This window comes from Winogradskyella schleiferi (assembly GCF_013394655.1).
Classification (GTDB): Bacteria; Bacteroidota; Bacteroidia; order Flavobacteriales; family Flavobacteriaceae; genus Winogradskyella; species Winogradskyella schleiferi.
The window spans coordinates 671,306-696,833 of record NZ_CP053351.1 but is presented as its reverse complement, the minus strand read 5'-3'; the positions used below and the strand labels follow the sequence as shown (position 1 = coordinate 696,833).

Here is a 25,528-nt window from a genome sequence, read left to right as displayed (position 1 = left end):
GTTAATCATTTAGACTACAAAATTATAACAGGAAACTTATTTAAAAACTGTTATTCATCATATTTTGAATAAAATTAAGATTATTTAATTACTTATCTTTGCCGCTCAATATTTTGAAAAATGATCATAGTTAAAACGGCAGAAGAAATTGAATTAATGCGCAAAAGTGCGCTCATCGTATCAAAAACTTTGGGCATGTTGGCCAAAGAAACAAAAGAAGGTGTAACAACGAACCATTTAGATACTATAGCAGAAGAATTTATAAGAGATCATGGTGCTTTACCAGGTTTTAAAGGGCTTTACGATTGTCCTTCAACATTGTTATGTAGTGTAAATGAAGCTGTGGTACATGGTTTACCTACTGATGTGCCATTAAAGGATGGAGATATTGTTTCGGTGGATTGTGGTGCATTAATGAATGGATTTTATGGTGATCATGCCTACACTTTTGAAATTGGTAACGTTGCAGAAGAAACTAAAAAACTAATACAGGTTACAAAAGAATCACTTTATGTAGGAATAGAACAACTGAAACTTGGTAATCGAGTTGGAGACGTTGGTTTCGCTATACAACATTATTGTGAAGCTGAAGGCTATGGTGTTGTAAGGGAGTTGGTTGGTCATGGTTTAGGAAGAAAAATGCACGAAGATCCAGAAATGCCAAACTACGGAAAACGTGGTCGTGGTAAAAAGTTTATTGAAGGCATGGTTGTGGCCATTGAGCCCATGATAAATTTAGGGACTCATAAAGTGAAACAACTTAAAGATGGTTGGACCATTGTGACCCAAGACGGAAAACCTAGTGTACATTTTGAGCACGATGTTGCTATTGTAGATGGGAAGCCAGAGATTCTTTCAACGTTTGCTTATGTGCATGAGGCTTTGGGGATTGTATCAGATGAGGAGGATGCTTTTCGGAAGGAATTATTGGGATTGTAAATTATTTTGACCCAGATTTCGGGAGTTTATTTGGAAATGAACTGATCTTTATGAAAATTTAAACTCGAATATAATTGGATTTTTATTTTTGACACGAATTTCACTAATTTTCACTAATCCTAGATGAACTAAAATAATTGCATTGACTAATCTAATCTATAAATACGAAGCCTATAAAATAATTGGAATATGTATGGAAGTCCATAACCAATTAGGTAAAGGATAGAATGAAGTGGTATATGCCGATGCATTGGAAATTGAATTCATCGATAACGGTATTGACTATTCGCGAGAGAAAAAGTTTGCTATTAGCTATAAAGGCAATATTTTACGGCATAAATACAAAGCAGACTTTATAATTGATGAGAAAATCATTTTAGAAATAAAGGCAATTGATTGTTTAGTTTCTGCACATATAAAACAAACATTGAATTACCTGGCAGTTTCAAAATTAAAGCTAGGACTATTAATTAACTTTGGAGAAGATAGTTTAAAATATAAAAGAATCGTTCTTTAATAATTCGTGCTAATTCGTGAAATTCGTGTCAAAAAAATTTTTCAAACTCATTCTGAATATTATACCTAGGCCTCTACTAATTCGGCTAAGCTATGTGGCGCGCCCTATACTAGAACTATTCTTAAAAGGAAATAACTATACAGATCCTATTGACGATAAAAGTTTCAGGAAGTTTTTACCTTATGGTTATGGGAAACAAAGACCAAACATTTTGTCACCATCAACACTCTCATTGGAGAGACATAGGTTACTTTGGTTATATTTAAAAGATGAAACCGATTTTTTTACGTCTGAAAAAAGTGTCCTTCATTTCGCACCAGAACAATGTTTTTTAAAACGTTTTAAAAAACTTAAAAATATTGATTACACTACAACCGATTTACTATCACCTATTGCTGATATAAAAGCAGATATTTGCGATTTGCCTTTTGAAGATCATAGTTATGATGTTATTCTTTGTAACCATGTGTTGGAACATATACCTGATGACACCAAAGCCATGAAAGAATTATACAGAGTAATGAAACCTGGTGGTTATGGCATTTTTCAAATTCCTCAAGATTTAAATCGTGCTGAAACTTTTGAAGATGATTCAATTACGGATAAAACCGAACGTGCTAAAATTTTTGGACAGTATGATCACGTTCGTGTTTATGGTCGTGATTATTTCGATAAGCTTCGGTCCATTGGTTTTAAGGTGGAAGAAGTTGATTATACAGCTCAACTTTCGGATTCTGAAATCGATAAATATCGTTTAGCAAAGGGCGAAATTATACCTGTTGTTTATAAATAAAAAAAAGCTGAACCAAATAAATAGGGTCCAACTTTATTTGAATAGTGATTAATAGCATTTATAGGACCCACAACTTTAATAGAGGTCACTCAAAAATTCGCTATTCCGGAAAATTATTTAAAGCTAAAGTTTTAAGTTCTTTAATTTCAGATTCATAGATAATGTAAACTTTTAATTCTGGATGTCTTTCTAAAAAACTTGAAACCCTATCAATTCCCATGGCCTGAAAAGCCGTTGCATAAGCATCTGCTGTCATACAATCTTTTGCAATAACAGAAACACTCAAAATATTGGTTTTCGAAGGATAACCTGTTTTGGTATTGATAATATGTGCATAACGATTTCCGTTGTCATCAATTTTAAATTTTCTGTAGGTTCCAGAGGTTGCCATACTTTCGTCCTTTAAACTAATCACTTTAGAATAGGATTGTTCGCCTTCAAAATTTGGGTCATCGATTCCAACTTTCCATTCCGATTTTTTTTCGAGATTAATTCCTCTAGCTCTTATTTCGCCTCCGATTTCTACTAAATAGTCTTGGCTATTTTTATTTTCTAAAAATTCGCCGATGACATCAACAGCATAACCTTTTGCGATGGCATTAAAGTCTAAATAGGACTCACCGCTCTTAACAATTTTACGATCTTTTAATCCCATTCTATTAAACCCTACTGATGTCATGAGACTATCAATCGCTGTGCTGTCTATATTAATTATTTTTCCTTCTGGCCCAAAATCCCATGCGTTTACCACAGCTCCAATAGTTGGATCAAACGCACCTTCGGTGGCTCTGTAAACCGTTTTAGAATTTTCAAAAACACGACTGAAATGGTCATCTACAACAATAGCTTCACCTCTATTTAATCTCGAAATTTTTGAATCAGGAATGTAGGTTGACATCGATTCATTAACCACATTAAAAAGGCTATCGAATTGTTTTTGATAGTTCGTATGGTCTACTGAATTATATTGAATATTATAAGCCGTACCGAAAACCGGACCAGATAATTTGATATTTTTCGGTTCGTTTTGGCAGGAAAAAATAATGACTATTAGAAATAGTAAGGTATAATGCTTCATAAATAAAACGAGGGCGTCTTCGTGAGGGCGAAGAACGTTGCAATCTCTTGATTTTTTTTGATATTAAAAGATTGACACGTCGTAAAAAAGCGCCTCACGTACTCAATCTCAATTTTTTTTTAATTCAAATTCATTTCTATAACCTGAATCCCATTATATTCAATAAGATATTCTTTATTCAAAAAAATTGGCAAATTCTCCCCATCTGGATTTCCTAATCCTACTCCAGCATACAATACTTTAGCGTCTTTTTCATAAGCGTGCTTTTTGAAGGTTTCCATCCAAACCACATCGTAGTTATTCGGATTTTCAGGTAAAATTACCGCTCTTACCACCACAAAATAATATTGGCTATTCTTATCGATACATACAAACTGAGGATGACGCTTAAGTTTACTATTGATGGCAATAAACTCGAAACCACGTGCTTCTAAATCTTTACCAACATGGTTCATAGCGAGATTGTGAATTTCTTGAGGTGTCAGAGGTTTGTCCATAGTAACTTCCCATTAAAATGGGAATCTTTTTTATTTCATACAAAGATAAAACCTTGAAGCGTATTTTCCGAATATAAGGGCATAATAAAAGGGCTGCTCAAATAATAATGACAGCCCTTTCCCCTTTGACTAATAGCAAAAAAATCTATCTATAATACTATCGAAACAAATTCAAAATGTGAGCAGAAAAAATTAAAATTATTTAAACCTTACAAATTTGGAACTTTTAAATGTATAGTTAGAAACTGGAACTAAAGCATCATCATCCAATTGATACCAAGGCGAGATACTATCGTCTTCAAGATTTTTAACCAAATGCACGCTTTGCGCTGGAGTATTACCTTGAAATAGTAGAAATAATTTTTCTCCATTCATATTAACAACCTCATCACAAATCATAACAATATGTCCTGGTGAACCACCCTTAATGAGCATATCGCCTATTTTTAAATCTTTAGCTTCAATTGATTCTAATTCATTATATAGGGATAATGTTCCCGAATACATGTAGATTAAATTGAGATATTTATAAAAATTTTCTTCGGAATGATTTTCAATAGCCGTTTTATGAAACGTTACTTTATTGCCTTTGATTTTTGGCCGGTAACCTTCAGCATATTTTGACCAAGAACAATAATGTCCTGAAGTAAAATTGAAACCAATGTCGTCTTTTCTATCGTTGTCCCAAAGGTATTCACTTCTAATTCTAATTAAGGCATCTGCACATTGTTGTAGTCCGTTTGTAGGTACTGGGATTTCCAAAATACCAATATGTCCGCCTTGCCAGAAATAGTTGGTATTATCATAATTGATAATTTTGCTTCCAAAAGTTTTTAACTTATAATTTCTGAGATAATCTTCAAAACTTCCTTTAGCATAATCCACACGTTTATAATCTTTTGGAACATTAACCCTCGTAGAAATCGTTAAGCTATCTTTATTGATAAGACTTGGTGTTTCCATTGCAGCAGCGACCTTATGAACCGTTTTTTTAATGGGTTTAAACTGGTATGCCAACCCTAAGAGCGATGCTAAAATCAAGACTAGGAGTAGGAATTTTTTCATATAAAAATAAAACGTAGAGGTAATCACTTATAGTATGCTCATGTTCTTTTAAAATGTGATTCTAACTTTTTTGTCGTCATGTAAAGAATTAAAAAAATGTATCTTATTAAGTAGCTTCAGACGAAATAAAATACAATCAACCATATATTTAACTATTATTTTAAATTAATTATAATCACACTGATAAGCTTTTTTTTACTACATTTATCAAGCTTCAAGTCTTTAAAATAATAATCTATTAGTAAAGACTTATGATTAAAAACACTCCTTCAATTATTGCACTACTGATAATTGTTTTATTTGGAAACCAACAAAGAACCGCTGCACAAAACACAAACAACAGTATTATAGATAGTCTTACCGTAGCTCTTGATCGTGCAGAAGATTCGGAAAAAAAGTTGGTAATTCTAAATGATCTCGTTGACATTGCCTTTCAAACAGATTTGAATTTAGCCAAAACCTACGCAAAAAAAGGTGTGTCGTTAGCCGAAAAAAGCAACGATGACAACTGGAAACCCAGATTTTATGAAATGCAAGGCCGTATGCATGCCAATTTGTTGGAGTTAGATTCTGCATCCCTAAATTTTGATAAAGCACTTAAAGGTTATACAGCTATTGATGATAAAAAAGGACAAGCCACAACTTATTTTAAAATCGGTTGGGTCCATAAACGTGAAGGCGATATTGAAGAAGCATTGAAAGTAGATTTAAAGGCACTAAACCTTATGGAAGTCATTGATGATAAGTTGGGAATTGCGGGTGCTTACAATAGAGTTTCAGAAGACTTAACCAGACAGGGCAGATATAAGGAAGCCTATGACTATGCCCTGAAAACGATTGTCTTGTGCGAAGAGAACAACCTACAAACTGAATTGGCTTATGCTTATACATCCGCTGGCGATACGCAAATAGCCATGGGAAACTATGACGCAGCTTATGAATACTACGACAAAGCATTGACTCTGGCAAAATCCTTGGATTTTACCATTTTCGATATTATAAATTTCTCTAACAATCGGGCAAACGCCCTGAAACGCAAAGGTGATTATAAGGCTGCAAAATCAGCTTATGAGCAAGCCTTGGAACAAGCAAAAAAAGTAGATTATGAAAATGCCATGTATGTCATTACCGGTAATCTTGGAGAAATAAATTTGCTTTTAGGCAATTACAAAGACGCCTTAAAGTTCCAACAACAAACGGTTGCCACTCAAGAGAACAAGGGTGATGTTTCAAATCTTACCGAAGGCTATCATCACTTAAGTACAATTTATGAGAAGTTAAATGATTATCCCAAGGCCTTGGAATTTCAGAAAAAAGCTTTAAAAATGCGGGATAGCACTGCGAAAATTGAAAGCGACAAAACCATGTCCAAATTAATGACACAGTTTGAAACTGGTAAGAAAGACCAAACGATTGAAGCACAAAACACTCAAATTGCCCAACAGCAAAAAACGCAACTACTATACCTTGCCATTGCCGGTATTTTAGCATTGAGTTTATTGGGTATGTTTTTAAGTATAAAAAGCATCCGCAAAAAACGTCGAGCATTACAGGTTTTAAATGCCGAACTGGACACCAAAAACAAACAGAACGAATTGTTGCTCAAGGAAATTCACCATCGGGTAAAAAACAATCTTGAGATGGTAAAGAGCCTCATTGCCTTACAATCGGCACAAATAGAGGATTCAGCTACAAAGGATGCTATGATTGCGAGTCAAAACCGTGTGCAATCTATGGGCATTATCCATCAAAAACTCTACCAAGGCACTAATCTGGGCGCTATAGAAATGAAGGACTATTTCGTAAATTTGAGCGATGGTATCCTTGATGCGTTTGATGCTGAGGATAAGATTAAAATAGAATTTGCTATGGACGAGCTGGAGTTGGATGTGGACACAGCCGTTCCTATTGGACTAATTGTAAACGAACTATTGACCAATGCCTTAAAATATGCATTTCCAAAAACCAATACTGGAAAAATATCCATTCAATTAGCTAAAAAAACTCACGACACCTTGCATTTGGAAGTTGCTGACAATGGCGTTGGAAAAGTGATAGGTTTGGCTCCAAAAGGAACTGGATTTGGCTCGCAACTCGTTCGATTGTTAACCCAACAACTGAATGGAACTATGCAAGAAAACAGTAAAGAAGGTACTACCGTTTCATTTGAATTCAAACATAAAAACGTCGCATAATGGAACCATCTGTAAAAATATTAATTGTAGAAGATGAGATGGTCATTGCCGCGAATATCTCACTTCAATTATCGTCTTTAGGCTATGATGTTGTTGGTATCATTCCTAGAGCTCAGGAAGCTTTAGCTTGCATCAAAACAGAGCGACCGGATATTGTATTGATGGATATTAACCTAAAAGGTGAACTTGATGGCATTGAAACGGTAAAGCTAATGCAAAAATCCTTTGACATTCCGGTTATATATTTAACCGCTAATGCAGACGACGCTCATTTTAATCGGGCGAAAGAAACACATCCTTATGCATTTATATCCAAACCCTTTAAAAAACTCGATTTGCAACGCGCCATTGAATTAACCGTTGAGCAGATACAACAAGACAAAACGGCATCCAATCTGAATTCAAAAGCAGAAAAATTAGCGCCTTTTATTTTAAGCAATTGCATTTTTGTACGCCATCATGAAAAAATGGTAAAAGTAGATATTAAGGACATTCACTATATTGAAGCAGAACGCAACTACTGCAGAATTTACTCCAAAGGCAAAGAATATCTATTGGTAATGACCTTGAAAGATATGGATGAAAAACTACCGAATCAGTATTTTTTAAGGGTACATCGCTCGTTCATTGTCAATCTTTCACAAATTGACGAAATAGCAACAAATCATATCGTTATTGCCAAAAAGGCTATTCCTGTTAGCAAATCATTAAAAGAGGAGATGCTGAATAGGTTGCATACCATTTAGATTTTTGCTCGGATAATTATATCCTAACCTTCGGACAGAATTTACACTCATTCGTCCTAACTCACTTTTTACTTTCAATGATTATCAGTTACTTAGGCAAAGAGTCAATTATAATTTGCTATTAATTAACCATTAATATAATTAACGAATATGATATGCTATAAACCACGTCGCTGATTCTTGGGTTCATTATTGGCTGGAATGGAAAGCAACCATGGCTGTCAATGGCAAGGAAATGCCATTCCATACACTTATAAATTGGTAGATGGAAAAATAGAAAGACAAGTTTTGTTATTACCATTCATCAGAGTTGGTATTAGAACTTTTAGTTATTGAGTCGGCCCAAAAGATATCAGATTCAATCGCAGAATAAATAGATAAACAGCAGTCAGCTATAATTTTTGTGTAGAGAGTTCTAGCGAAGGTAAATCAATCAATTTCAGGCTTTAGTATTTTAAAGTTTAATAAAACCAAATTACCGACTGCTTGTTTTATATAATATATCGCAGAAGATTTCTATTTCTGTACGAAGAGAAAAACAATGTCCAATCAAAACGGAGAACTATCTACATTTTTCTTGAACATTGGTTAACATATAACTACAATACCGTTGTCTCTTAAAAGAGCAAAAAATAGAATAAAATGAAAAAAGCAGGTATCATCGGTGGATCAGGGTTTATTGGTAGCCACATCACCAAATTGTTTTTAGAAAATAATTTTGAGGTAAAATCCTCAACAACAGACATTACCAATGAAAAAAAATACCAGCATCTCATGGCATTGGATAAATCTGAAAATTTGCACATTTGTGAGTTGGATGTATTGGACAAAGAGCAGATAAAACAATTTGTTTCAGATTGTGATATTGTAGTCCATAGTGGCACACCTTTTCAACTGGACTTTGAAGATGCCAAAACCGAGTTATTTGATCCAACCATAAAAGGGACCGAGAATTTTCTCGATGTTATCAATAACACAATAAGTGTAAAAAAGGTGGTTATTCTGGCGTCGGTTGCAGCTTTTAACACTAATTTCCCTTTACCAGCAGACGGGAAATCAGCTTCTGACAGGTTTAATGAAGACGACACGCCTTTTATAAGTGAAGAAAGTCATCCGTATGCCCAAGCCAAATTTATGGCCAATCAGACTGTCAATGCCTTTATAGAAAACCACCAAGATTTAGATTTGGAAATTGTGAGCGTTTCGCCCGTAATGGTTATGGGCAAATCGCTTTCAAACCGTGAAGATTCCACCTCTACAGGCATTCAATTTTTATTCAAGCATAAGATTGCGCCCAATCCATTTATTCAAATGTTTTATGACGAAGATATTGACATGGCCATAGTCAATGTTAAGGACGTTGCCATTGCTGTTTACAAAACCGCAATCATTACAGGTATACATGGAAAAAATTATTTATTGTCCAGTGAAACCTATCCCGTTTCAGACGTGTCGCTGATGCTTAATAAAAAACCTCCAAATCACGCACCCAAAGTGATTTATCAAAATCAATTGGCCAAACAACAGCTTGGAATTTCCTTTCAATCGGTGGAAAACACCTTGCAACAATACAATGCTTAAGTTTTGAATAATTCCGTTGATGTCAAATAGAATAAAATTAAATATTAATACTAATCCGTTCGCCATAAAGCGAACCCTAAAACCAAATATTATGAAAAAAATAGTAATTGTAGCCATGATGCTAAGTATGTTCATTAGCAACGCACAAAAAAAGAATGGTACCGTTTACATTGAGCATCCTGCTATCGATGCTGTTGAGGCATTCGTTGACGCTTCTGTTGCAGGAGATAAAGAGAAAATGGCGTCCTATCTAACAGACGATTTTAAAGCCTATAATGGGACTTCAAATCGTAAAAACGATGAAGGCATGGATAAGGAAGCCTTTCTCAACAATCAAATGGTGTATTTTAATCAGCTCGATTATTACGGCAGAGCTACCTATCCAGGTGCCTATCCTGATGCTATTGAATACAAAAAAAACAATACAAATGACGAGGTATGGGTACAGACTTGGGATGTATTAGAAGGCGTACAGAAAGATACAGGTGTAAAAATCGACGCAGCTGCCCATCGTTTATATACGCTAACCAAAGACAATAAAATTAAAATGATCATCAGTTATGGGAATGATACTGTTCTCAATGAAATCAGGTCTAGTTTTACAGATCGAAAAAATGGAACCATTTATAACCACCATGATAACATAAATACCATAAGAAAAGCTATGTATGCGTTTGAAAATGGCGACATTGAGAAATGTCTCAGTTATTATAGCGAAGATGCTAAATTTTCCGATATCAACACCACATTTGGAGAAACAAGCACTAAAACTGAAACAAGAGCCAATTGGAAACAATTTTTAGACACTTTTGAAATTGAAAGTATTGATATGATCGGTTATCCAGATTATCTAGAATATGAAATGGGTAATGGTCGTGAGGTGCTCTCTTGGTGGAATTTCCATTTAATCCGGAAATCTGACAAAAAGAAAATTGAAGTACCATTCCATTTTAGCAACGGCTTTGATGCTGATGGAAAAATTGTTTCCGAAATGGAATATTATAGCCAAACGTTATTAAATGCTAAATAAAAGATGACATTTATCTTAACAACCTTCTGAACATCCAACTCAAAAATGAACATAAAGCTAACTTTTATTTATAGAGGTTAGCTTTGTTTTATACTCAAGGTTAAAACTTAAACTTATATAATATCATGAAAACAAGCCTAATTTCAAAATTATCAATCTTATTCTTCTTAGTTTTTATATGGACTTTTACCATACAGAGTTGCGATCAAAAGTCAAAAGAGGCACCTAATGTCATTGAAAAAGAAATCACTATTAAAAATGAAAAACCAGAATACTTTTTACTACGTCCCGAAGTTGAAAAAGCGTATGGCTATTCGCACGCTGTAAAAATTGGAAATTCCATTAAAGTTTCTGGGGCCGTAAGTATGGATGATGAAGGCAACCCAACTGCTGTTGGAGATTTAGCACAACAGATGAAAAACTGCTATGCGGATTTAGAAAAAGTTTTGGCGCATTATGGTTGCACATTTAACGATGTTGTGAAAGAGGATGTGTTTACTACAGATATGTCAAAGTTTTTGGAAGCCGCTGGTTACCGAACCGAAATCTATAAAAACCACTTCCCATCAGGTACTTGGCTTGGTGTAAAGGAATTGGCGCTTCCAGAATTTATGATTGAAATTGAATTAGAAGTACATAAATCCAATTAAAAGTATCTACAAGCTTTAAACCACTATATATGAAAACCAACACTTTACTACTCATCGCCTTCATTTGCACCTTCTGTTCTTGCAATGAAAAAACCGAAAAAACAACTCACGCAAAGGAAACAAAATTATCCTATTTCGATTATTCCAACAGTGATGACCAAAACACAGGTGGCATAAAAATGATTCCCATCAAAACCGCTAAAGGTACATTCAAAGTTTGGACAAAACGAATGGGTAACAACCCTAAAATGAAAGTATTATTGCTACATGGTGGTCCAGGAGGCACTCACGAGTTTTTTGAAAATTTTGATGGCTATCTTCCAAATGAAGAAATAGAGTACATTTATTACGATCAGCTAGATTCCTATTATAGTGACAAACCCAACGATTCCACCTTATGGACTACGGAACATTTTGTTGAAGAAGTAGAACAGGTTAGAAAAGCTTTAAATCTCAACAAAGACAATTTTTATTTGCTTGGACAATCTTGGGGAGGCATACTCGCGATGGAATATGCTTTGAAATATCAGGATAATTTAAAAGGTTTGGTCATCGCTAATATGATGGCAAGCATCCCGGAATACGAAAAATATGCTGCTGAAGTTTTAGGTCCACAACTACCACCAGACGTTTTAAAAGAAATAAAAGCTATGGAGGCTGCGGAAGATTTTGACAATCCACGCTATTCCGGACTTGTAACGCAACATTATTACACCAAACATGTATTACGCAAACCCTTGGACGAATGGCCAGAGTTTATCAATCGTGCTTTTTCTCATCTCAACCCTAATATTTATATCTATATGCAAGGTTACAGCGAATTTGGTGTCACAGGAAATGCGACGTTGAAAGGTTGGGATGTTTCTGATAGATTGAAGGAATTTAAAATTCCAACTTTAATGATTGGTGGTACACACGACACGATGGATCCAAAATATATGGAATGGATGAGTACTGAGGTGCAAAACGGTAGAAGTTTAACCACAAATTCAGGTCATATTTCGCAATATGATGATCCTGAAGCGTATTTCTCTGGATTGATCCAATTTATACAGGATGTGGATGATGGCACTTTTTAATATTGAAAAGAATAAATAACCAAAACCAACCAACAAATGACAACAACTGCAACATCCTTAACACCATTAAAAGCAATCGAGCGTATTCAATCTTTAGATGTTATGCGTGGTATTGTACTTTTCGGAATTTTATTAATGAACATTAATGGTATGGCATTAGCACATGCCTATGAAGACCCAACAGTTTCCGGTGGTGCTAAAGGTTGGGATCTTTACACATGGATCACCACAAATATGCTTTTTGAAGGCACTATGCGTGCCTTGTTTTCACTATTATTTGGTGCAGGTATGTTTATTCTTTTAGACCGTTTGGAGAAGAAAGGTGCAGGTATCAAAGCCGCAGACATCTATTTTAGACGCTTAATGTGGCTGTTGGTTTTCGGACTCATTCATGCGTATTTAATTCTATGGGTTGGAGAAATTTTATTCAGTTATTCGCTCATGGGTTTTTTGGTATATTCTTTTAGAAATTTGGCTCCTAAAAAGTTAATCATTATAGCCATTTTACTATTTTCTGCAGGCACACTTTGGAATTATGGCGACTATAAATCTGACATCAAATTTATGGAAAAAGTCGAATTAGCTGCACAGTATAAAACGGAGGGTAAAGTACTTACTAACGACCTAAAAGAAGCCACCGCGAAATGGGAAGAACGCCAAAGGGAACGCTCGCCAGAAGCAATAGCTGAACATAACAAAAATATGCAAAGCGATTACTTTTCTGTTGTGGCCTTTTTAGCACCAATAAATATGCATTTTGGAAAATACTACCTCTACCGTTACGATGTGTGGGATATTTTGAGCATGATGCTTTTGGGTATTGCATTTTTTAAGTTAAGCATATTGTCTGCAGTAAAATCCTATCGTTTCTACGGTATTATGGTGTTGGTAGGCTATGGTATAGGATTGAGTGTAAATTTTTACGAAATACAAATGATTATGGATAGCAACTTTTCATTGTTGAGCTTTTCAAAATCTAACATCACATATGATCTAGGGCGTGTTGCTGTAGCTATGGGACATATTGGTGCCATTATGCTATTTTGTAAACTACCTGTTTTAGCATTATTGAAAAAATCACTTGGAGCGGTTGGTAAAATGGCACTGACCAATTATGTGATGCACTCCGTCTTTGCCCTGTTCTTATTTACTGGTGCAGGATTTGGTCTGTTCGGGGAATTTCAGCGTCACGAACTTTTGTATATCGTATTATCAATTTGGATTTTTCAGTTGATTGCAAGTCCTATTTGGTTACACTATTTTCAATTTGGTCCCTTAGAATGGTTATGGAGAAATCTTAGTTACAATAAAAGGCATCCTATTAATAAACCATAAAAATCATGACTAAATTAACCAACCAAAACCATTTAGAACCCATACAACAAAATCAGCGCATCCATTTTTTAGATGTACTTCGCGGCATTGCAATACAATGTATATTTATGGCGAACATTGTTTACTTCTCAGGACTTTTCTTTTTTTCAGAAAGTTATAGGGATCCAGCGTTCGTATTTCCTTCTGATAAAATTTTAGAATTTATTTCATTTTTATTAATTGATGGTAAATTCTACTCGATTTTTTCGCTACTGTTCGGTATAGGCTGCTTTGTGCAATATCATAAACTAAGTCGTCAAAACAAGCCTTTCGCTCCATTTTTTGTAAGACGGATGTTCTGGTTATTGGTCTTTGGGTTAATTCATTTAATTGGATTTTGGCTCGGTGATATTTTAACACTCTATGCGCTTTTAGGCTTTGCTATTATTCCTTTTATCAACGCTTCAGATAAGACATTATTAACGCTAGCTTCAATTCTCATTCTTCTACCTATTATAAATTGGTTGATTATTTCTTACTTTGGAATAAATTATCCCGATTTCTTTCATCAAAAAAGTATAGATTCATGGCAAAACTACGGCTATCCTCAAATAGAGTGGCAAGGTCAATTTTGGAATGATATTGAATTTGAATTAAAAAATAAAAATTGGTCTGATTTTTTTAAAATGAACTTTGGTAATTCTTGGACACGCCTGTCAATGATTCTCAAAGAAGGTCGGGTTTTTAAGGTTTTTGGAATTTTCCTCATCGGTATTTGGGCTGGACGTAAAATAATGAATGAAAACCTTTTACAAAATGTAATATTTCTAAAAAAAATAGCGCTTTACGGTTTACTTTTAGGTTTACCAATGAGTGGTTGGAGAGCCTATATTTTGTTTTTAGGTGAGCAAAATCAAATCAATAGTTTTCTTAACACCCTAAGCTATGCTTTGGGAACTGTACCAACCGCATTGGGTTATGCAGCATTGATTGCGCTGCTTTTTAGAAAAAAACCCAAGCTATTGATGTGGATTGCTCCTGCAGGAAAAATGGCTTTTACCAATTATATCTTACACACTGTTTTTGGCATAACCTTATTTTATGGTATTGGTTTTGGTTGGGCAGGTAAGTTGGGATTTACTATGTTAACACTTGTTGCCATAGTCTATTTTCTGCTTCAGGTTTTGTTTAGCACGTTCTACCTCAGTTATTTTAAATATGGTCCATTGGAATGGCTTTGGAGACAACTAACCTATGGCAAATTTTTGAAGATTAGAAAATCTTAAATAAAAATGATTTATGAAACAACAAGACGAAGGATTAAAACGAAAGATTGGTGTATTCGGTTTATCGGCTAATATCGTCAATATAATTATTGGGTCGGGTATTTTTGTGCTACCTGCAATTGTAGCCAGTTATTTAGGAGCATCTAGTATCATTGCTTATATTTTTTGTGGCTTATTAATGGCTATGGTTATGCTATGTTTTGCCGAAGCAGGAAGCAAAGTAACCGATACTGGTGGTCCTTATACGTACATTGAAACTGCATTAGGAGATTATGCAGGATTTATTGGCGGATTTTTTGCTGTTGGAAGTAATCTGTTTGCGGACGCCGCAGTTTCTAATGCTTTGGTAAATATTATTGCCTCGGCCTACCCAGTATTTGAAAACGGGTTACCGCGCTTTATATTCTTATTTATACTTTTTTACGGGCTTGTTTACGTCAATGTTATTGGTATAAAACAAGGTATAGGTTTAGTAAAGTTCAATACCATGGTTAAGCTAGTACCATTGATTTTATTAATTGCTATAGGTTTTAAGGATGTTTCTATAAGCAACTTGTATATTCAACATATGCCAAGCTTTAAAACATTAAGTGAAACGTCACTTATTTTATTTTTTGCTTTTCAAGGTTGTGAAACGGGAATTATTGTCGGTGGAGAAGTTGTGAACCCAAAACGCACAATCCCGAGAGCTATTTTAATAAGTATTACAATTGTTATTGTTGTTTATATCTTAATTCAGACTATTTCACAAGGTGTTTTAGGTGACGCCTTACCAAATTTTACATCGGCTCCACTTGCAGAAACCGCGCGAGTCGTTTTTGGCAACTTTGGATATCTACTATTAACTATTGGCGCTGTTATTTCTATGTTTGGATATATGAGTGGCACTATTCTTAACAGTCCAAGAATCGTTTATGCACTTGCCAGAGATAAAGTGATACCTATAAAGGCCCTTTCCAGAATTCACAAATCATTTGCTACACCACATATTGCCATAATTATTTATGCAACGATCGGTTTTATTCTTGCTGTTTCTGGCAGCTTTGAACAATTAGCGGTCATAGCTAGTAGCTCTATGTTATGTCTTTACTTAGGTGTCGCACTAGCTGTTATGAAGTTCCGTAAATCTAAAAAAGATTATGTTGGTGGATTTCAAATTCCAGGAGGTTGGACAGTTCCTATTTTAGCTATTATCATAATTTTATATGTTTTATCAAGTCTTCCAGTAAATGAGATTATTGGTACTATTTTATTTATCGTGATACTTACAATTCTTTTTATAATTATTAAAACTATGAAAAAGAAAGGCAGTGATTAAATTATTTAGAAATATCCGTAAAATCTTCTCAATGAAGGCAAAACCAAAAGATACTTCAAATACGCTATTGGTGAAATTATCCTTGTGGTTATTGGGATATTAATTGCTGTGAGCATCAATAATTGGAATCAAGAACGCCACTTGAAAAATGAAGAACAAAACATTGTAAGAAACATTCATAACGAATTTTTACAAAACCGAACCATCATCCAAATAACCCTTCAAGAATCTGGCAATTGTGCAAATATCCTTAAAACGCTGATGAACCTTGTTGATAAAGACGAAGCTGTTTTAAAAAAACAAAATATCGATAGTTTAATGTACTATGCATTTGACCCACCCATTTATCGCCCTTCAGAAAACACCATATCTGGGCTTATTCAATCGGGAAGATTTATTGCTGCATAATCAAGAATTGATAGATTTAATCTATGAATGGGTACGAACGATGAAATCCTTAACCGATAGGTCTGAAAGAGTTTTGATTAATATTGATAACGTCATACTTCCCTATTTTTCAAAAAATTATGCCTTAAAAGACAAGCACGTTTATGGCAATCTACAATGGAAAAACAAATCAAACCTTAAGGTGAATAAACTCTAGATTTTTCAAGATATTGAATTTGAGAACCTACTGGACGATTTCATATATAGAGTAATCGATTGCCAAAACAGGCTCATCGAGTTGGAGCTGAGCACCTCTAAAATTTTAAAGCAAACTGAATATGAATAAGATTTAAAAATCAAATCACAAAACTAAACCACTATTATCCAATTTGCATAATTTCAACTACATTTGAAACCAATGAAAACTAAAAAGATCACGGTTTTAAAACATCTGTTAATACTAGCCCTAGTACTTTCAAGTTGTAAAAACAAAACCCCCTTACCAGACCCTTTAGAAGCGGGTTGGAAAGGCGAAGCAGTCTGTGAGGTTTTGGAAGACGACAAAGAACTAAGAGTGCTTAAATGCACCTTTGAACCAGGAGTTGGCCACGAAAAACATTACCATAATCCACATGTTGGTTACACCATAGCTGGTGGAAAATTCAGAATAACGGATGTTACAGGAACACGAGAAGTGAACGTCCCAACAGGTTATATATTTAGTAAAGATTCCATTACCTCTCACGAAGTTTTAAATATTGGAGAAACAACCTCAGTTTATTTAATTATGGAATATAAATAGGCGCTTTCGTCCGCTAGAAATAATACAAATTTTTCAAGTTATTTCATTTTTTTGTATCTTTTATCTTGAAAAAGAAAATTCTACAGCTATGAAAACCTCAATTCGATTTGAAAAAGCCATCAACAAATTATACACCGCATTTCATAACAAGACCTTAAACCCAGACGATTGTAAGCAATGTGCCGTAGGAAATATCATGGACAACAAAGACAGTTGGAAACATTTAACAGATAGCCATGGCTCAACAAAATTGAATTATGTTGGATTGGTGCATCAAAATCTAGGTCGACGATTTAATGGATATTCGCCTATTGAATTACTGCAAATTGAAAGTGCTTTTCTAAAAGGTTGTGGTTATCATTTCAAAGCGCATAAACGCTTGTTTAAACCAGAAAACATAACTGATGCTCATCTATTTAATGGCTTAAGTGCAGTTGTATCCCAATTATGTCGATTTGATGGTATTAAAGATGTAATGGATTGCTCGGTTTTATTTGAATTTGACGATTCTACAAGTGAACTTGAATTGGTCTGAAAATAATATTTTAGAAACAAAAAAGCCAGCACTTTATGCAAGTACTGGCTTTATCTATGTCTAGTGATTCTCGATTATGAGATTCCTGCAGTCGCAGGAATATTATCCACCAAAGTCATCAAATCTAATATGCTCATCCGGAATTCCAAAATCCTCTCCCATTTTCTGAACGGCTTGGTTCATTAGTGGTGGACCACAAAAATATAATTCAATATCTTCAGGTGCTTCATGGTGTTTCAAATAGTTGTCTATCACACAATTGTGAATAAATCCAACAAAACCATCGCCTTCTTCGTCATTGATATCTTTTTTAACTTTCCAGTTATCACTCTCCAACGGTTCTGATAGTGCTAAGTAGAATTTAAAGTTTGGAAAATCCTTTTCTAATGCTCTAAAATAATGGATGTAAAACAATTCAGCTTTAGAACGTCCACCATACCAATAGGACACTTTACGTCCTGTCTTTAATGTTCTGAATAATTGATATATGTGCGAACGCATAGGTGCCATTCCGGCTCCACCACCAACGTATAACATTTCAGAATCGGACTCATTGATAAAGAATTCACCATAAGGTCCTGAAATCGTTACCCTATCGCCTTCTTTTTGGTTAAATATATAAGATGAAGCAATACCTGGATTAACATCCATCCAGCCGCCTTTAGCACGATCAAAAGGTGGTGTCGCCACACGAACATTAAGCATAATCCGTCTGCCTTCAGCAGGATAAGACGCCATGGAATACGCACGTTCAACAAGCTCGTCATTCTTCATCACTAGCGGCCATAAACCAAATTTTTCCCAATCGGCTTTAAATTTATCCGGTTCACCTGGATGATCTTCTGGATGTGCAGTGATATCCATGTCGGCATACTTTACTTCACACTCAGGAATCTCAATTTGAATATAACCTCCTGCTTTGTAGTTCATATCTTCTGGAATTTCCACAACAAATTCCTTAATAAAAGTCGCCACATTATAGTTTGAAACTACCGTCGCTTCCCATTTTTTAATACCAAATACTTCTTCAGGAATGGTGATTTCCATATCCTGTTTTACTTTTACTTGGCAAGATAAACGAGCTCCTTCTGCTAATTCTTTTCTTGAAAAGTGAGGTGTTTCTGTTGGTAGAGCTTCACCTCCACCTTCTAATACATGGCATTCGCATTGAATGCACGTTCCACCACCACCACAAGCCGATGGTAAGAAAATTTTATTACTCCCTAATGTAGATAATAAAGTCCCTCCAGAAGCGACTTCAATCTCACGTTCACCATTAATTTTAATCTTAACAGGACCAGATGGTGATAATTTTTGTTTTACGACAAGTAATAATGTTACCAATAATAACGTAACTACTAAAAATGCCGCAACCGTGGCGATAACTGTTCCTATTGTACTTGCTGCTAATATCATAATCTATATTACTGTTTATTGGTGCCTTCTTTTGTTTCTAAACTAAGATCTGTCTCTTTAATAGTGTTGGCTGTATCAGTTGTTGAAACCATACCAACTGTATCTTCTCTACTTTCTTCTGTCGCTTCATCTTCACCACCAGTAAGCATACCACCGAAACTCATAAATCCAATGGCCATTAATCCTGTGATAATAAATGTAATTCCAAGTCCTCTTAATGGTGCTGGTACGTTAGAATATCTAATTTTTTCTCTAATAGCTGCAATAGCAAGAATGGCAAGGAACCAACCAATTCCGGATGCAATGCCGTAATTTAAGGCTAAACCTAAAGTTTCAATTTCTCTAGATTGCATAAACAATGATCCACCCAAAATGGCACAGTTCACTGCAATTAATGGTAAAAATATACCAAGTGAGTTATATAATGAAGGTGAAAATTTTTCGACAATAATTTCTACCAATTGTACCATGGTCGCAATAGTGGCGATAAACATGATAAATGATAAAAAACTCAAATCATAATCCGCATACTCTTCACCCAACCACGTTAAGGCGCCTTCTTGCAATAAATATTGATCCAACAACCAGTTTAAAGGTACTGTAATCGCTAGTACGAAAATTACAGCAGCACCTAATCCAACAGCTGTTGATACTTTTTTAGATACCGCCAAGTAAGAACACATACCCAAAAAGTAAGCGAACACCATGTTATCTACAAATACTGATTTAAAAAATAATTCTATATGTTCCATATTCTTTTAGTTTTCAGTCTCAGTCTCAGTTTACAGTTATTTACTGTTTACTGCGACTGTAAACTGCATACTGATTAGTCTTCGATTAAATCTTTGTTTCTACTACGTTGTACCCAGATAATAATACCTACCACAATCAATGCCATAGGAGGCAATACCATAAAACCATTGTTCTCATAACCGATAGCATATAAACCTGTTTTTTCAACAGGATCACCAAGAACCTTAAATCCGAATAATGTTCCAGATCCTAATAGTTCTCTAAAAAATCCTACAATGATTAATATAACACCGTATCCTAATGCATTTCCAATACCGTCCAAGAATGATCTCCAAGTACCATTGGCCAAAGCAAAGGCTTCAAAGCGTCCCATGATGATACAGTTTGTAATAATTAATCCGATAAATACCGATAACTCTTTACTTAGCGTGTAAGCAAAAGCTTTTAATACTTGATCTACTATAATCACCAAAGTGGCCACAACTATAAGTTGCACAATAATTCTAATTTTTGATGGAATGATATTTCGCATTAATGAAATCACCACATTTCCAACTCCCATAACAAACATAACAGAAATCGCCATTACAATCGACGGCTTTAACTGTGCCGTAATTGCCAATGCAGAACAAATTCCCAAAACCTGAATGGTAATAGGGTTATTGTCCGCTAAGGGATCCATGATTAGTTTACTATCTTTTTTTGATAAAAGTCCCATATAATATTATTTTAAGGTCTTGAAATAAGGCATATACATTTTTATATCCTTGCTTAACATAACAGCAAGTCCGTCACCTGTGATTGTTGCACCTGCTAGAGCATCAATCTCTTGGTCGTCTTTTATTAGGTTTTTTGGATCGTTATTTCCTTTGGCCACAGATATTCCTTTAAAAACGCCACCATCTAAAAACTTCTCTCCAGTAAAATCGTCCATAAAGTAGCGCTGCTTAATTTCTGCGCCTAAACCAGGTGTTTCACCTTTATGATCAAAATAAACGCCTTGGATGGTCATGCTTTTATCTAAGGCAACAAAGCCCCAAATAGCATCCCAAAGTCCCTTTCCCCTTACAGGAACAATATAAACTTCTTTGCCATCCTTCTCACCGATAAAAATTGGAAGTCTTCTTTTGTAATCACCTTTTTTGGCTTTTGTTTCCTCCTTTTTAATATCAATAAGGTAAGCCTCATCATTTTCCTTTAACTCACCACCTTGAAAGACATATTGTTTCTTGATGTATTTTTTGAATTCTTCCTCCACATTGTCTGTTGAAATGAATTCAACATCATTGGCGCCTTCATTATTGTTTACACCTAATGCGTAAAGAATGTTCTGCTGTTTTTCAAATCTTTCGTTGGCCTTTACCATAGGTTTTAAACCTGAAGCCAAACCTGCCAATATAGCGCCAACTACCACAACCATAATGATTGAAAAGATGACTGTATAGCTATTTTTTTCTGTGTCTAATGCCATAATTATGCTGCTTTAACTTTTACACGCTTCATTCTACGTTTTACGTTTCCTTGAATTACATAATGATCAATAGTAGGTGCAAAAACATTCATTAATAAGATTGCTAAGAACACACCTTCTGGATAAGCAGGGTTGAACACTCGAATCATAATTGAAATAAATCCAATTAAGAAACCATAAATCCACTTCCCTTTATTGGTCTGCGAGGCTGTTACAGGGTCTGTTGCCATGTAAACGGCTCCAAACAAAATACTACCGATAATTAAGTGTTGCCAGAATGGAACACTCATTAACCCATAGAATTTACTTGTATCTCCAATCCAACCGGCTTCTACAACACCGTTGAAAATTAAGCCCATTACCATAGCTCCAATTAAGGTGCTTATAATAATTCGCCAGCTTCCTACCTTTGTGAAAATAAGAAATAGAGCACCTATAACAATCAGGAATTTTGAGGTTTCACCAACTGAACCTGGTATTATTCCCCAAAACATATCCATAAGGTCATAGCCCAAGGTTCCATTATTCTGTGCCAAACTACCTAATATGGTTTCTCCAGAAATGGCATCAGGTGTTCCTGCACGCTCTACAGCACCATGTACCCAAACCTTATCCCCTGACATCCATGTAGGATAGGCAAAGAATAAAAAGGCTCGAATGGTCAGTGCCGGATTCAAAATATTCATTCCTGTACCACCGAAAACTTCTTTTCCGATTATAACACCAAAAATAACGGCAACCGATAACATCCAAAGTGGAATGTCAACAGGAACAATTAAAGGCACTAACATCCCAGTAACTAAGTAACCTTCCTCAACTTCGTGTCCTTTAATAATTGCGAAAATAAATTCTACAGCTAAACCAACACCATAAGAAACAATTACCAACGGTAATACTTTCCAAAGACCGATAACTAAATTATCCCATGTCCAAAATGATGCGCCTAGAAATCCATCCGCAGATTCAATGACGCCAAGTGCTAAATAATGTTGATAACCAGCATTGAACATACCAAATATTAAACATGGCACCAAAGCCATGATTACGGTATTCATCGTACGCTTTAAATCATCTGCTGCCTTAATATGAGTTCCATTGTGAGTGGTCTCATTTGGCATATATAAAAACGTAAAAAGTGCATTGAAACCAGGTAGCCACTTTTTGTCTTTATTCTTTTCCTTAAAATTATGTAAATTTTGTTTTAAACCCATTATCCTATCTCTTTAAGCATTAAGTCTAATCCTTCTCTTATAATTTTTTGATGTGGTTGCTTAGACACACAAACAAATTCTGTTAATGCAAAATCCTCAGGAGCAACTTCGTACATTCCTAAAGCTTCCATTTCATCTAAATCTTGGTACATACAAGCTTTTAGAATTTGTAATGGATAAATGTCCAACGGAAATACTTCTTCATAATTTCCTGTTATAACAAAAGCACGATGTTCACCGTTAGTATTTGTATCTAAATCAAATTTCTTATTAGGATTTAACCATGAAAACGTTAGTGCTCTAGACGTAGAAACCTTATCAAAAACAGGCTTGTTCCATCCAAAAAACTCATAGTCATCGCCTTCAGGAATCACTGTGATAACATTACTGTAATAATCTAAATAGCCGTCTGGAGCTATTTGTTTGCCCGTCAATACATTTCCTGAAATAAAACGATCATTTCCGTCTCTTTCAACTCCATTGTCATAAACCATAGTAGCGATTTCAGAACCAATTTTAGTTCTAAAATATCTTGGCTTTTTAACTGAAGATCCTGCGAGTGCAATCACACGTTCTGCGTTGAACTTTCCTGTTAATAACAATTCACCAATAATTACTAAATCTTGAGCGTTGACCGTCCAAACTGTTTCTCCCTTATTAACAGGACTGACCTTATTAATCAGCGTACCTACATTACCAGATGGATGTGGCCCAGAAACTTTATGCGTCATAGCATTTTCTAGATTCGCTAAAGGCGAATTAGAGCTTTTGCCTACAGAGATATGAACGCCCCCTTCTGTTAATTTAGATAAAGCAGTAACTGCGGCTTGCAATTCTGCTTCTTTACCAGCTAAGGTAAAATCTAAATCCGCTGCCAGAGGTGCACTTGCATAACCAGAGATAAAAATAGCTTTTGGAGTGCTATCTGCTTTTGCAATTACATCATAAGGACGCTGTTTTATAAAAGCCCAACATCCCGTTGCTAACAAATGCGCTTTAATTTCTTCAGCATCAGAGGCTAAATCAAATTTTCCGTGATCTACAACAGCTTGTGTTTTGTCTGCTGTAATTTTGATAGCGTCTATGCGACGTCTTGGTCCACGCTGTACTTCCGTTACTTCACCAGAAACAGGAGAAACAAACTTCATTGCCTCATTGTCTTTGTTGTAAAATAAGGTTTCACCTGCTTTAACATGTGTACCTTCTTTTGCAATTAATTTCGGGATAATACTGTGGAAATCTTCAGGTTTTATAGAATAGAAATTACTTACAATAGCATTTTCAATCGCTTTCTCGGCTTCACCGACCAGCTTAATATCTAAACCCTTTTTAATTTTGATGTCTTTTGACATATACTAAAGATTAGTTAAGTTGAACACATTTTAATACCTAAAAAAGGACAATTAAAAACTTAAAATGAATTCTAAAAATCGGGCAAATTTACGAATTAATGCTTAATTATAAACCAATTTGAATTAACTTTTTTATTTGTAATGATTATAAATAACGCACTTGCTTTAAGGTACAGAATTTGATTATCTTTATGCTCTACAAAATCATAATAATGAAACAGCGTATTTTTAGCCTTCTTTTACTTTTAGTTTGTCCTACCATTTTATTGTCGCAAGTCGCAGTAGAACTCAACCCTCCAAATTTTATAAAAACAATTACCTTTAAGAGTAATACCACTCAAGGACAATTACCCGTTTTAAAATTAGGCGAATCTTTACAGCTGGAATTTGATGCTTTAAACGGAAACGAAGAAGATTTTTACTATGTTATTGAACATTTTAATTTTGATTGGACTCCTTCAACCTTAGTGAAATCTGAATATTTAAAAGGTTTAGACAATCAACGGATTTTGACTTATGAAAATTCGTTTAATACCTATCAGATCTATTCGCATTATACCTTACGAATACCAAATATACAAACACGTGCTTTATTGAAAAGTGGAAATTACATGATTTCCATTTATGATGATTATGATGAAATGATGTTCAGTAGAAAATTTATGATTTACGAAGATTTAGCAAATGTGGGCGTATCCGTAAAGCGTTCTCGAGATGTCAAGTTTATTGCCGAGAAGCAATCTGTGGATTTGGTAATAAACACTAATAACAACATGAATCTGAACAACCCTCTAGAAACCATTAAAACTGTTATCATTCAAAACAACAACCTCAACACAGCTATTTCAGATTTAAAACCACAATATACGTTGGGAAACGAACTTATTTATCGCTATAATGACAAATCAGCATTTTGGGGTGGAAATGAGTATCTTTTTTTTGAAAACAAAGATGTTAGAGCCGCCAATATTGGTGTTCAGTTTTTAGAACTGAAGGAGCTTTATCATAACTATTTATATACTAACATATCTAGAAAAAACAGACCCTATACCTATAATCCAGATATTAACGGGAATTTTCTGGTTACAGTAATAGACCGAGAGAATCCGGATGTTGAAGCAGATTATGTCAACGTTCATTTTTCATTATTACATGATGAATTCAAAGCTAAAGACGTTTATATCTATGGTAATTTTAATGCTTTTATGATTGAGCCCATTACTAAGATGTATTATAATACAGAAGCCAGGCGCTATGAAGCAATTTTAAAATTGAAACAAGGGTTCTACAACTATAAATATGTCGCCATCGATAAAGAAACAGGTGTGATAGACGAAGGTGCTATTAGCGGTAATTTCTGGGAAACAGAAAACAATTATAAAGTTTTGGTTTATTACAGGGATCTTGGAGCGCGCTTCGATCGTCTGATTGGTTTTGGAGAAGCGACATCAGTTAATATTTCCAATTAATACTGTAAGGGTTGCTCATAAAAATTAAACTAGTTTTATTCAAC

26 protein-coding genes are annotated in these 25,528 nt (G+C 34.8%); 17 read left to right on the top strand and 9 right to left on the bottom strand.

Annotation, left to right across the window (positions count from 1 at the left end; genetic code table 11):
* The first annotated feature begins 120 nt into the window (after window positions 1–120).
* The 3 genes from map to HM990_RS03000 all read left to right on the top strand — a co-directional run bounded on the left by map (window position 121) and on the right by HM990_RS03000 (window position 2,249).
* Window positions 121–939, top strand: coding sequence for a type I methionyl aminopeptidase (gene map, locus HM990_RS03010; protein WP_178987522.1), 819 nt, complete (start codon window positions 121–123; stop codon window positions 937–939).
* Between the two features lie 232 nt (window positions 940–1,171).
* Window positions 1,172–1,456, top strand: coding sequence for a GxxExxY protein (locus HM990_RS03005; RefSeq protein ID WP_317166921.1), 285 nt, complete (start codon window positions 1,172–1,174; stop codon window positions 1,454–1,456).
* Window positions 1,457–1,481: 25 nt separating this feature from the next.
* A complete protein-coding gene (locus HM990_RS03000; protein ID WP_178987521.1) occupies window positions 1,482–2,249 on the top strand; it encodes a class I SAM-dependent methyltransferase in 768 nt (255 codons plus the stop codon).
* A 100-nt stretch (window positions 2,250–2,349) separates the two neighbouring features.
* Here HM990_RS03000 and HM990_RS02995 read toward each other — a convergent pair whose 3' ends face one another.
* From HM990_RS02995 to HM990_RS02985, 3 genes are all read right to left on the bottom strand, one after another.
* Window positions 2,350–3,327, bottom strand: a complete 978-nt coding sequence (locus HM990_RS02995; RefSeq protein ID WP_178987520.1) for an FAD:protein FMN transferase — start codon at window positions 3,325–3,327, stop codon at window positions 2,350–2,352.
* A 119-nt stretch (window positions 3,328–3,446) separates the two neighbouring features.
* The gene (locus tag HM990_RS02990) at window positions 3,447–3,824 is read right to left on the bottom strand and encodes a Na(+)-translocating NADH-quinone reductase subunit F (protein WP_178987519.1); all 378 of its coding nucleotides are present in this window, start codon (window positions 3,822–3,824) and stop codon (window positions 3,447–3,449) included.
* Between the two features lie 198 nt (window positions 3,825–4,022).
* Window positions 4,023–4,889: a DUF4846 domain-containing protein gene (locus HM990_RS02985; protein ID WP_178987518.1), complete on the bottom strand. Its 867-nt coding sequence runs from the start codon at window positions 4,887–4,889 to the stop codon at window positions 4,023–4,025.
* A 251-nt stretch (window positions 4,890–5,140) separates the two neighbouring features.
* Here HM990_RS02985 and HM990_RS02980 point away from each other — a divergent pair, with 251 nt between their 5' ends.
* From HM990_RS02980 to HM990_RS02920, 13 genes are all read left to right on the top strand, one after another.
* On the top strand, window positions 5,141–7,084 hold the full coding sequence (locus tag HM990_RS02980; RefSeq protein ID WP_178987517.1) for a tetratricopeptide repeat-containing sensor histidine kinase: 1,944 nt from the start codon (window positions 5,141–5,143) through the stop codon (window positions 7,082–7,084).
* Entirely contained in the window at window positions 7,084–7,830 is a 747-nt protein-coding gene (locus HM990_RS02975) for a LytR/AlgR family response regulator transcription factor (RefSeq protein WP_178987516.1), read from the top strand. The genes HM990_RS02980 and HM990_RS02975 overlap by 1 nt, the downstream gene beginning before the upstream one ends.
* Before the next feature lie 180 nt (window positions 7,831–8,010).
* Window positions 8,011–8,166 carry a hypothetical protein gene (locus HM990_RS02970; protein ID WP_178987515.1) on the top strand — a complete coding sequence of 52 codons (156 nt, stop codon included), beginning with the start codon at window positions 8,011–8,013 and terminating at the stop codon, window positions 8,164–8,166.
* A gap of 306 nt (window positions 8,167–8,472) precedes the next feature.
* Window positions 8,473–9,411: an NAD-dependent epimerase/dehydratase family protein gene (locus tag HM990_RS02965; protein ID WP_178987514.1), complete on the top strand. Its 939-nt coding sequence runs from the start codon at window positions 8,473–8,475 to the stop codon at window positions 9,409–9,411.
* Window positions 9,412–9,502: 91 nt separating this feature from the next.
* Entirely contained in the window at window positions 9,503–10,441 is a 939-nt protein-coding gene (locus HM990_RS02960) for a nuclear transport factor 2 family protein (RefSeq protein WP_178987513.1), read from the top strand.
* Window positions 10,442–10,566: 125 nt separating this feature from the next.
* Window positions 10,567–11,091, top strand: coding sequence for a RidA family protein (locus tag HM990_RS02955; RefSeq protein ID WP_178987512.1), 525 nt, complete (start codon window positions 10,567–10,569; stop codon window positions 11,089–11,091).
* Between the two features lie 29 nt (window positions 11,092–11,120).
* A complete protein-coding gene (locus HM990_RS02950; protein ID WP_178987511.1) occupies window positions 11,121–12,170 on the top strand; it encodes a proline iminopeptidase-family hydrolase in 1,050 nt (349 codons plus the stop codon).
* Between the two features lie 36 nt (window positions 12,171–12,206).
* Entirely contained in the window at window positions 12,207–13,505 is a 1,299-nt protein-coding gene (locus HM990_RS02945) for a DUF418 domain-containing protein (protein ID WP_178987510.1), read from the top strand.
* A gap of 5 nt (window positions 13,506–13,510) precedes the next feature.
* Complete coding sequence (locus HM990_RS02940) at window positions 13,511–14,770, top strand: DUF418 domain-containing protein (RefSeq protein ID WP_178987509.1); 1,260 nt, start codon at window positions 13,511–13,513, stop codon at window positions 14,768–14,770.
* Window positions 14,771–14,783: 13 nt separating this feature from the next.
* Window positions 14,784–16,088 (top strand): APC family permease, encoded by a 1,305-nt coding sequence (locus tag HM990_RS02935; protein WP_178987508.1) that lies wholly within the window; start codon window positions 14,784–14,786, stop codon window positions 16,086–16,088.
* Window positions 16,089–16,196: 108 nt separating this feature from the next.
* Window positions 16,197–16,496 (top strand): hypothetical protein, encoded by a 300-nt coding sequence (locus HM990_RS02930; protein ID WP_178987507.1) that lies wholly within the window; start codon window positions 16,197–16,199, stop codon window positions 16,494–16,496.
* 397 nt (window positions 16,497–16,893) lie between these two features.
* Window positions 16,894–17,277, top strand: a complete 384-nt coding sequence (locus HM990_RS02925) for a cupin domain-containing protein (RefSeq protein WP_178987506.1) — start codon at window positions 16,894–16,896, stop codon at window positions 17,275–17,277.
* 88 nt (window positions 17,278–17,365) lie between these two features.
* Entirely contained in the window at window positions 17,366–17,812 is a 447-nt protein-coding gene (locus HM990_RS02920; protein WP_178987505.1) for a Na(+)-translocating NADH-quinone reductase subunit F, read from the top strand.
* Between the two features lie 102 nt (window positions 17,813–17,914).
* Here the strand turns inward: HM990_RS02920 and nqrF are convergent, their stop codons facing one another.
* The 6 genes from nqrF to HM990_RS02890 form a co-directional block, all read right to left on the bottom strand.
* Entirely contained in the window at window positions 17,915–19,228 is a 1,314-nt protein-coding gene (gene nqrF, locus HM990_RS02915) for an NADH:ubiquinone reductase (Na(+)-transporting) subunit F (protein WP_178987504.1), read from the bottom strand.
* A gap of 8 nt (window positions 19,229–19,236) precedes the next feature.
* Window positions 19,237–19,980: an NADH:ubiquinone reductase (Na(+)-transporting) subunit E gene (gene nqrE, locus HM990_RS02910; protein ID WP_229719353.1), complete on the bottom strand. Its 744-nt coding sequence runs from the start codon at window positions 19,978–19,980 to the stop codon at window positions 19,237–19,239.
* A 74-nt stretch (window positions 19,981–20,054) separates the two neighbouring features.
* Window positions 20,055–20,699: an NADH:ubiquinone reductase (Na(+)-transporting) subunit D gene (locus HM990_RS02905; protein ID WP_178987503.1), complete on the bottom strand. Its 645-nt coding sequence runs from the start codon at window positions 20,697–20,699 to the stop codon at window positions 20,055–20,057.
* A gap of 6 nt (window positions 20,700–20,705) precedes the next feature.
* A complete protein-coding gene (locus HM990_RS02900; protein ID WP_178987502.1) occupies window positions 20,706–21,452 on the bottom strand; it encodes a Na(+)-translocating NADH-quinone reductase subunit C in 747 nt (248 codons plus the stop codon).
* A gap of 2 nt (window positions 21,453–21,454) precedes the next feature.
* Window positions 21,455–22,663: an NADH:ubiquinone reductase (Na(+)-transporting) subunit B gene (locus HM990_RS02895; protein WP_178987501.1), complete on the bottom strand. Its 1,209-nt coding sequence runs from the start codon at window positions 22,661–22,663 to the stop codon at window positions 21,455–21,457.
* A complete protein-coding gene (locus HM990_RS02890; protein ID WP_178987500.1) occupies window positions 22,663–24,015 on the bottom strand; it encodes a Na(+)-translocating NADH-quinone reductase subunit A in 1,353 nt (450 codons plus the stop codon). Before HM990_RS02890 ends, HM990_RS02895 begins: the two co-directional genes overlap by 1 nt.
* A 212-nt stretch (window positions 24,016–24,227) precedes the next feature.
* On the opposite strand from HM990_RS02890, the gene HM990_RS02885 reads away from it, so the two are divergent.
* Window positions 24,228–25,484: a type IX secretion system plug protein gene (locus HM990_RS02885; RefSeq protein ID WP_178987499.1), complete on the top strand. Its 1,257-nt coding sequence runs from the start codon at window positions 24,228–24,230 to the stop codon at window positions 25,482–25,484.
* Window positions 25,485–25,528: the final 44 nt, after the last annotated feature.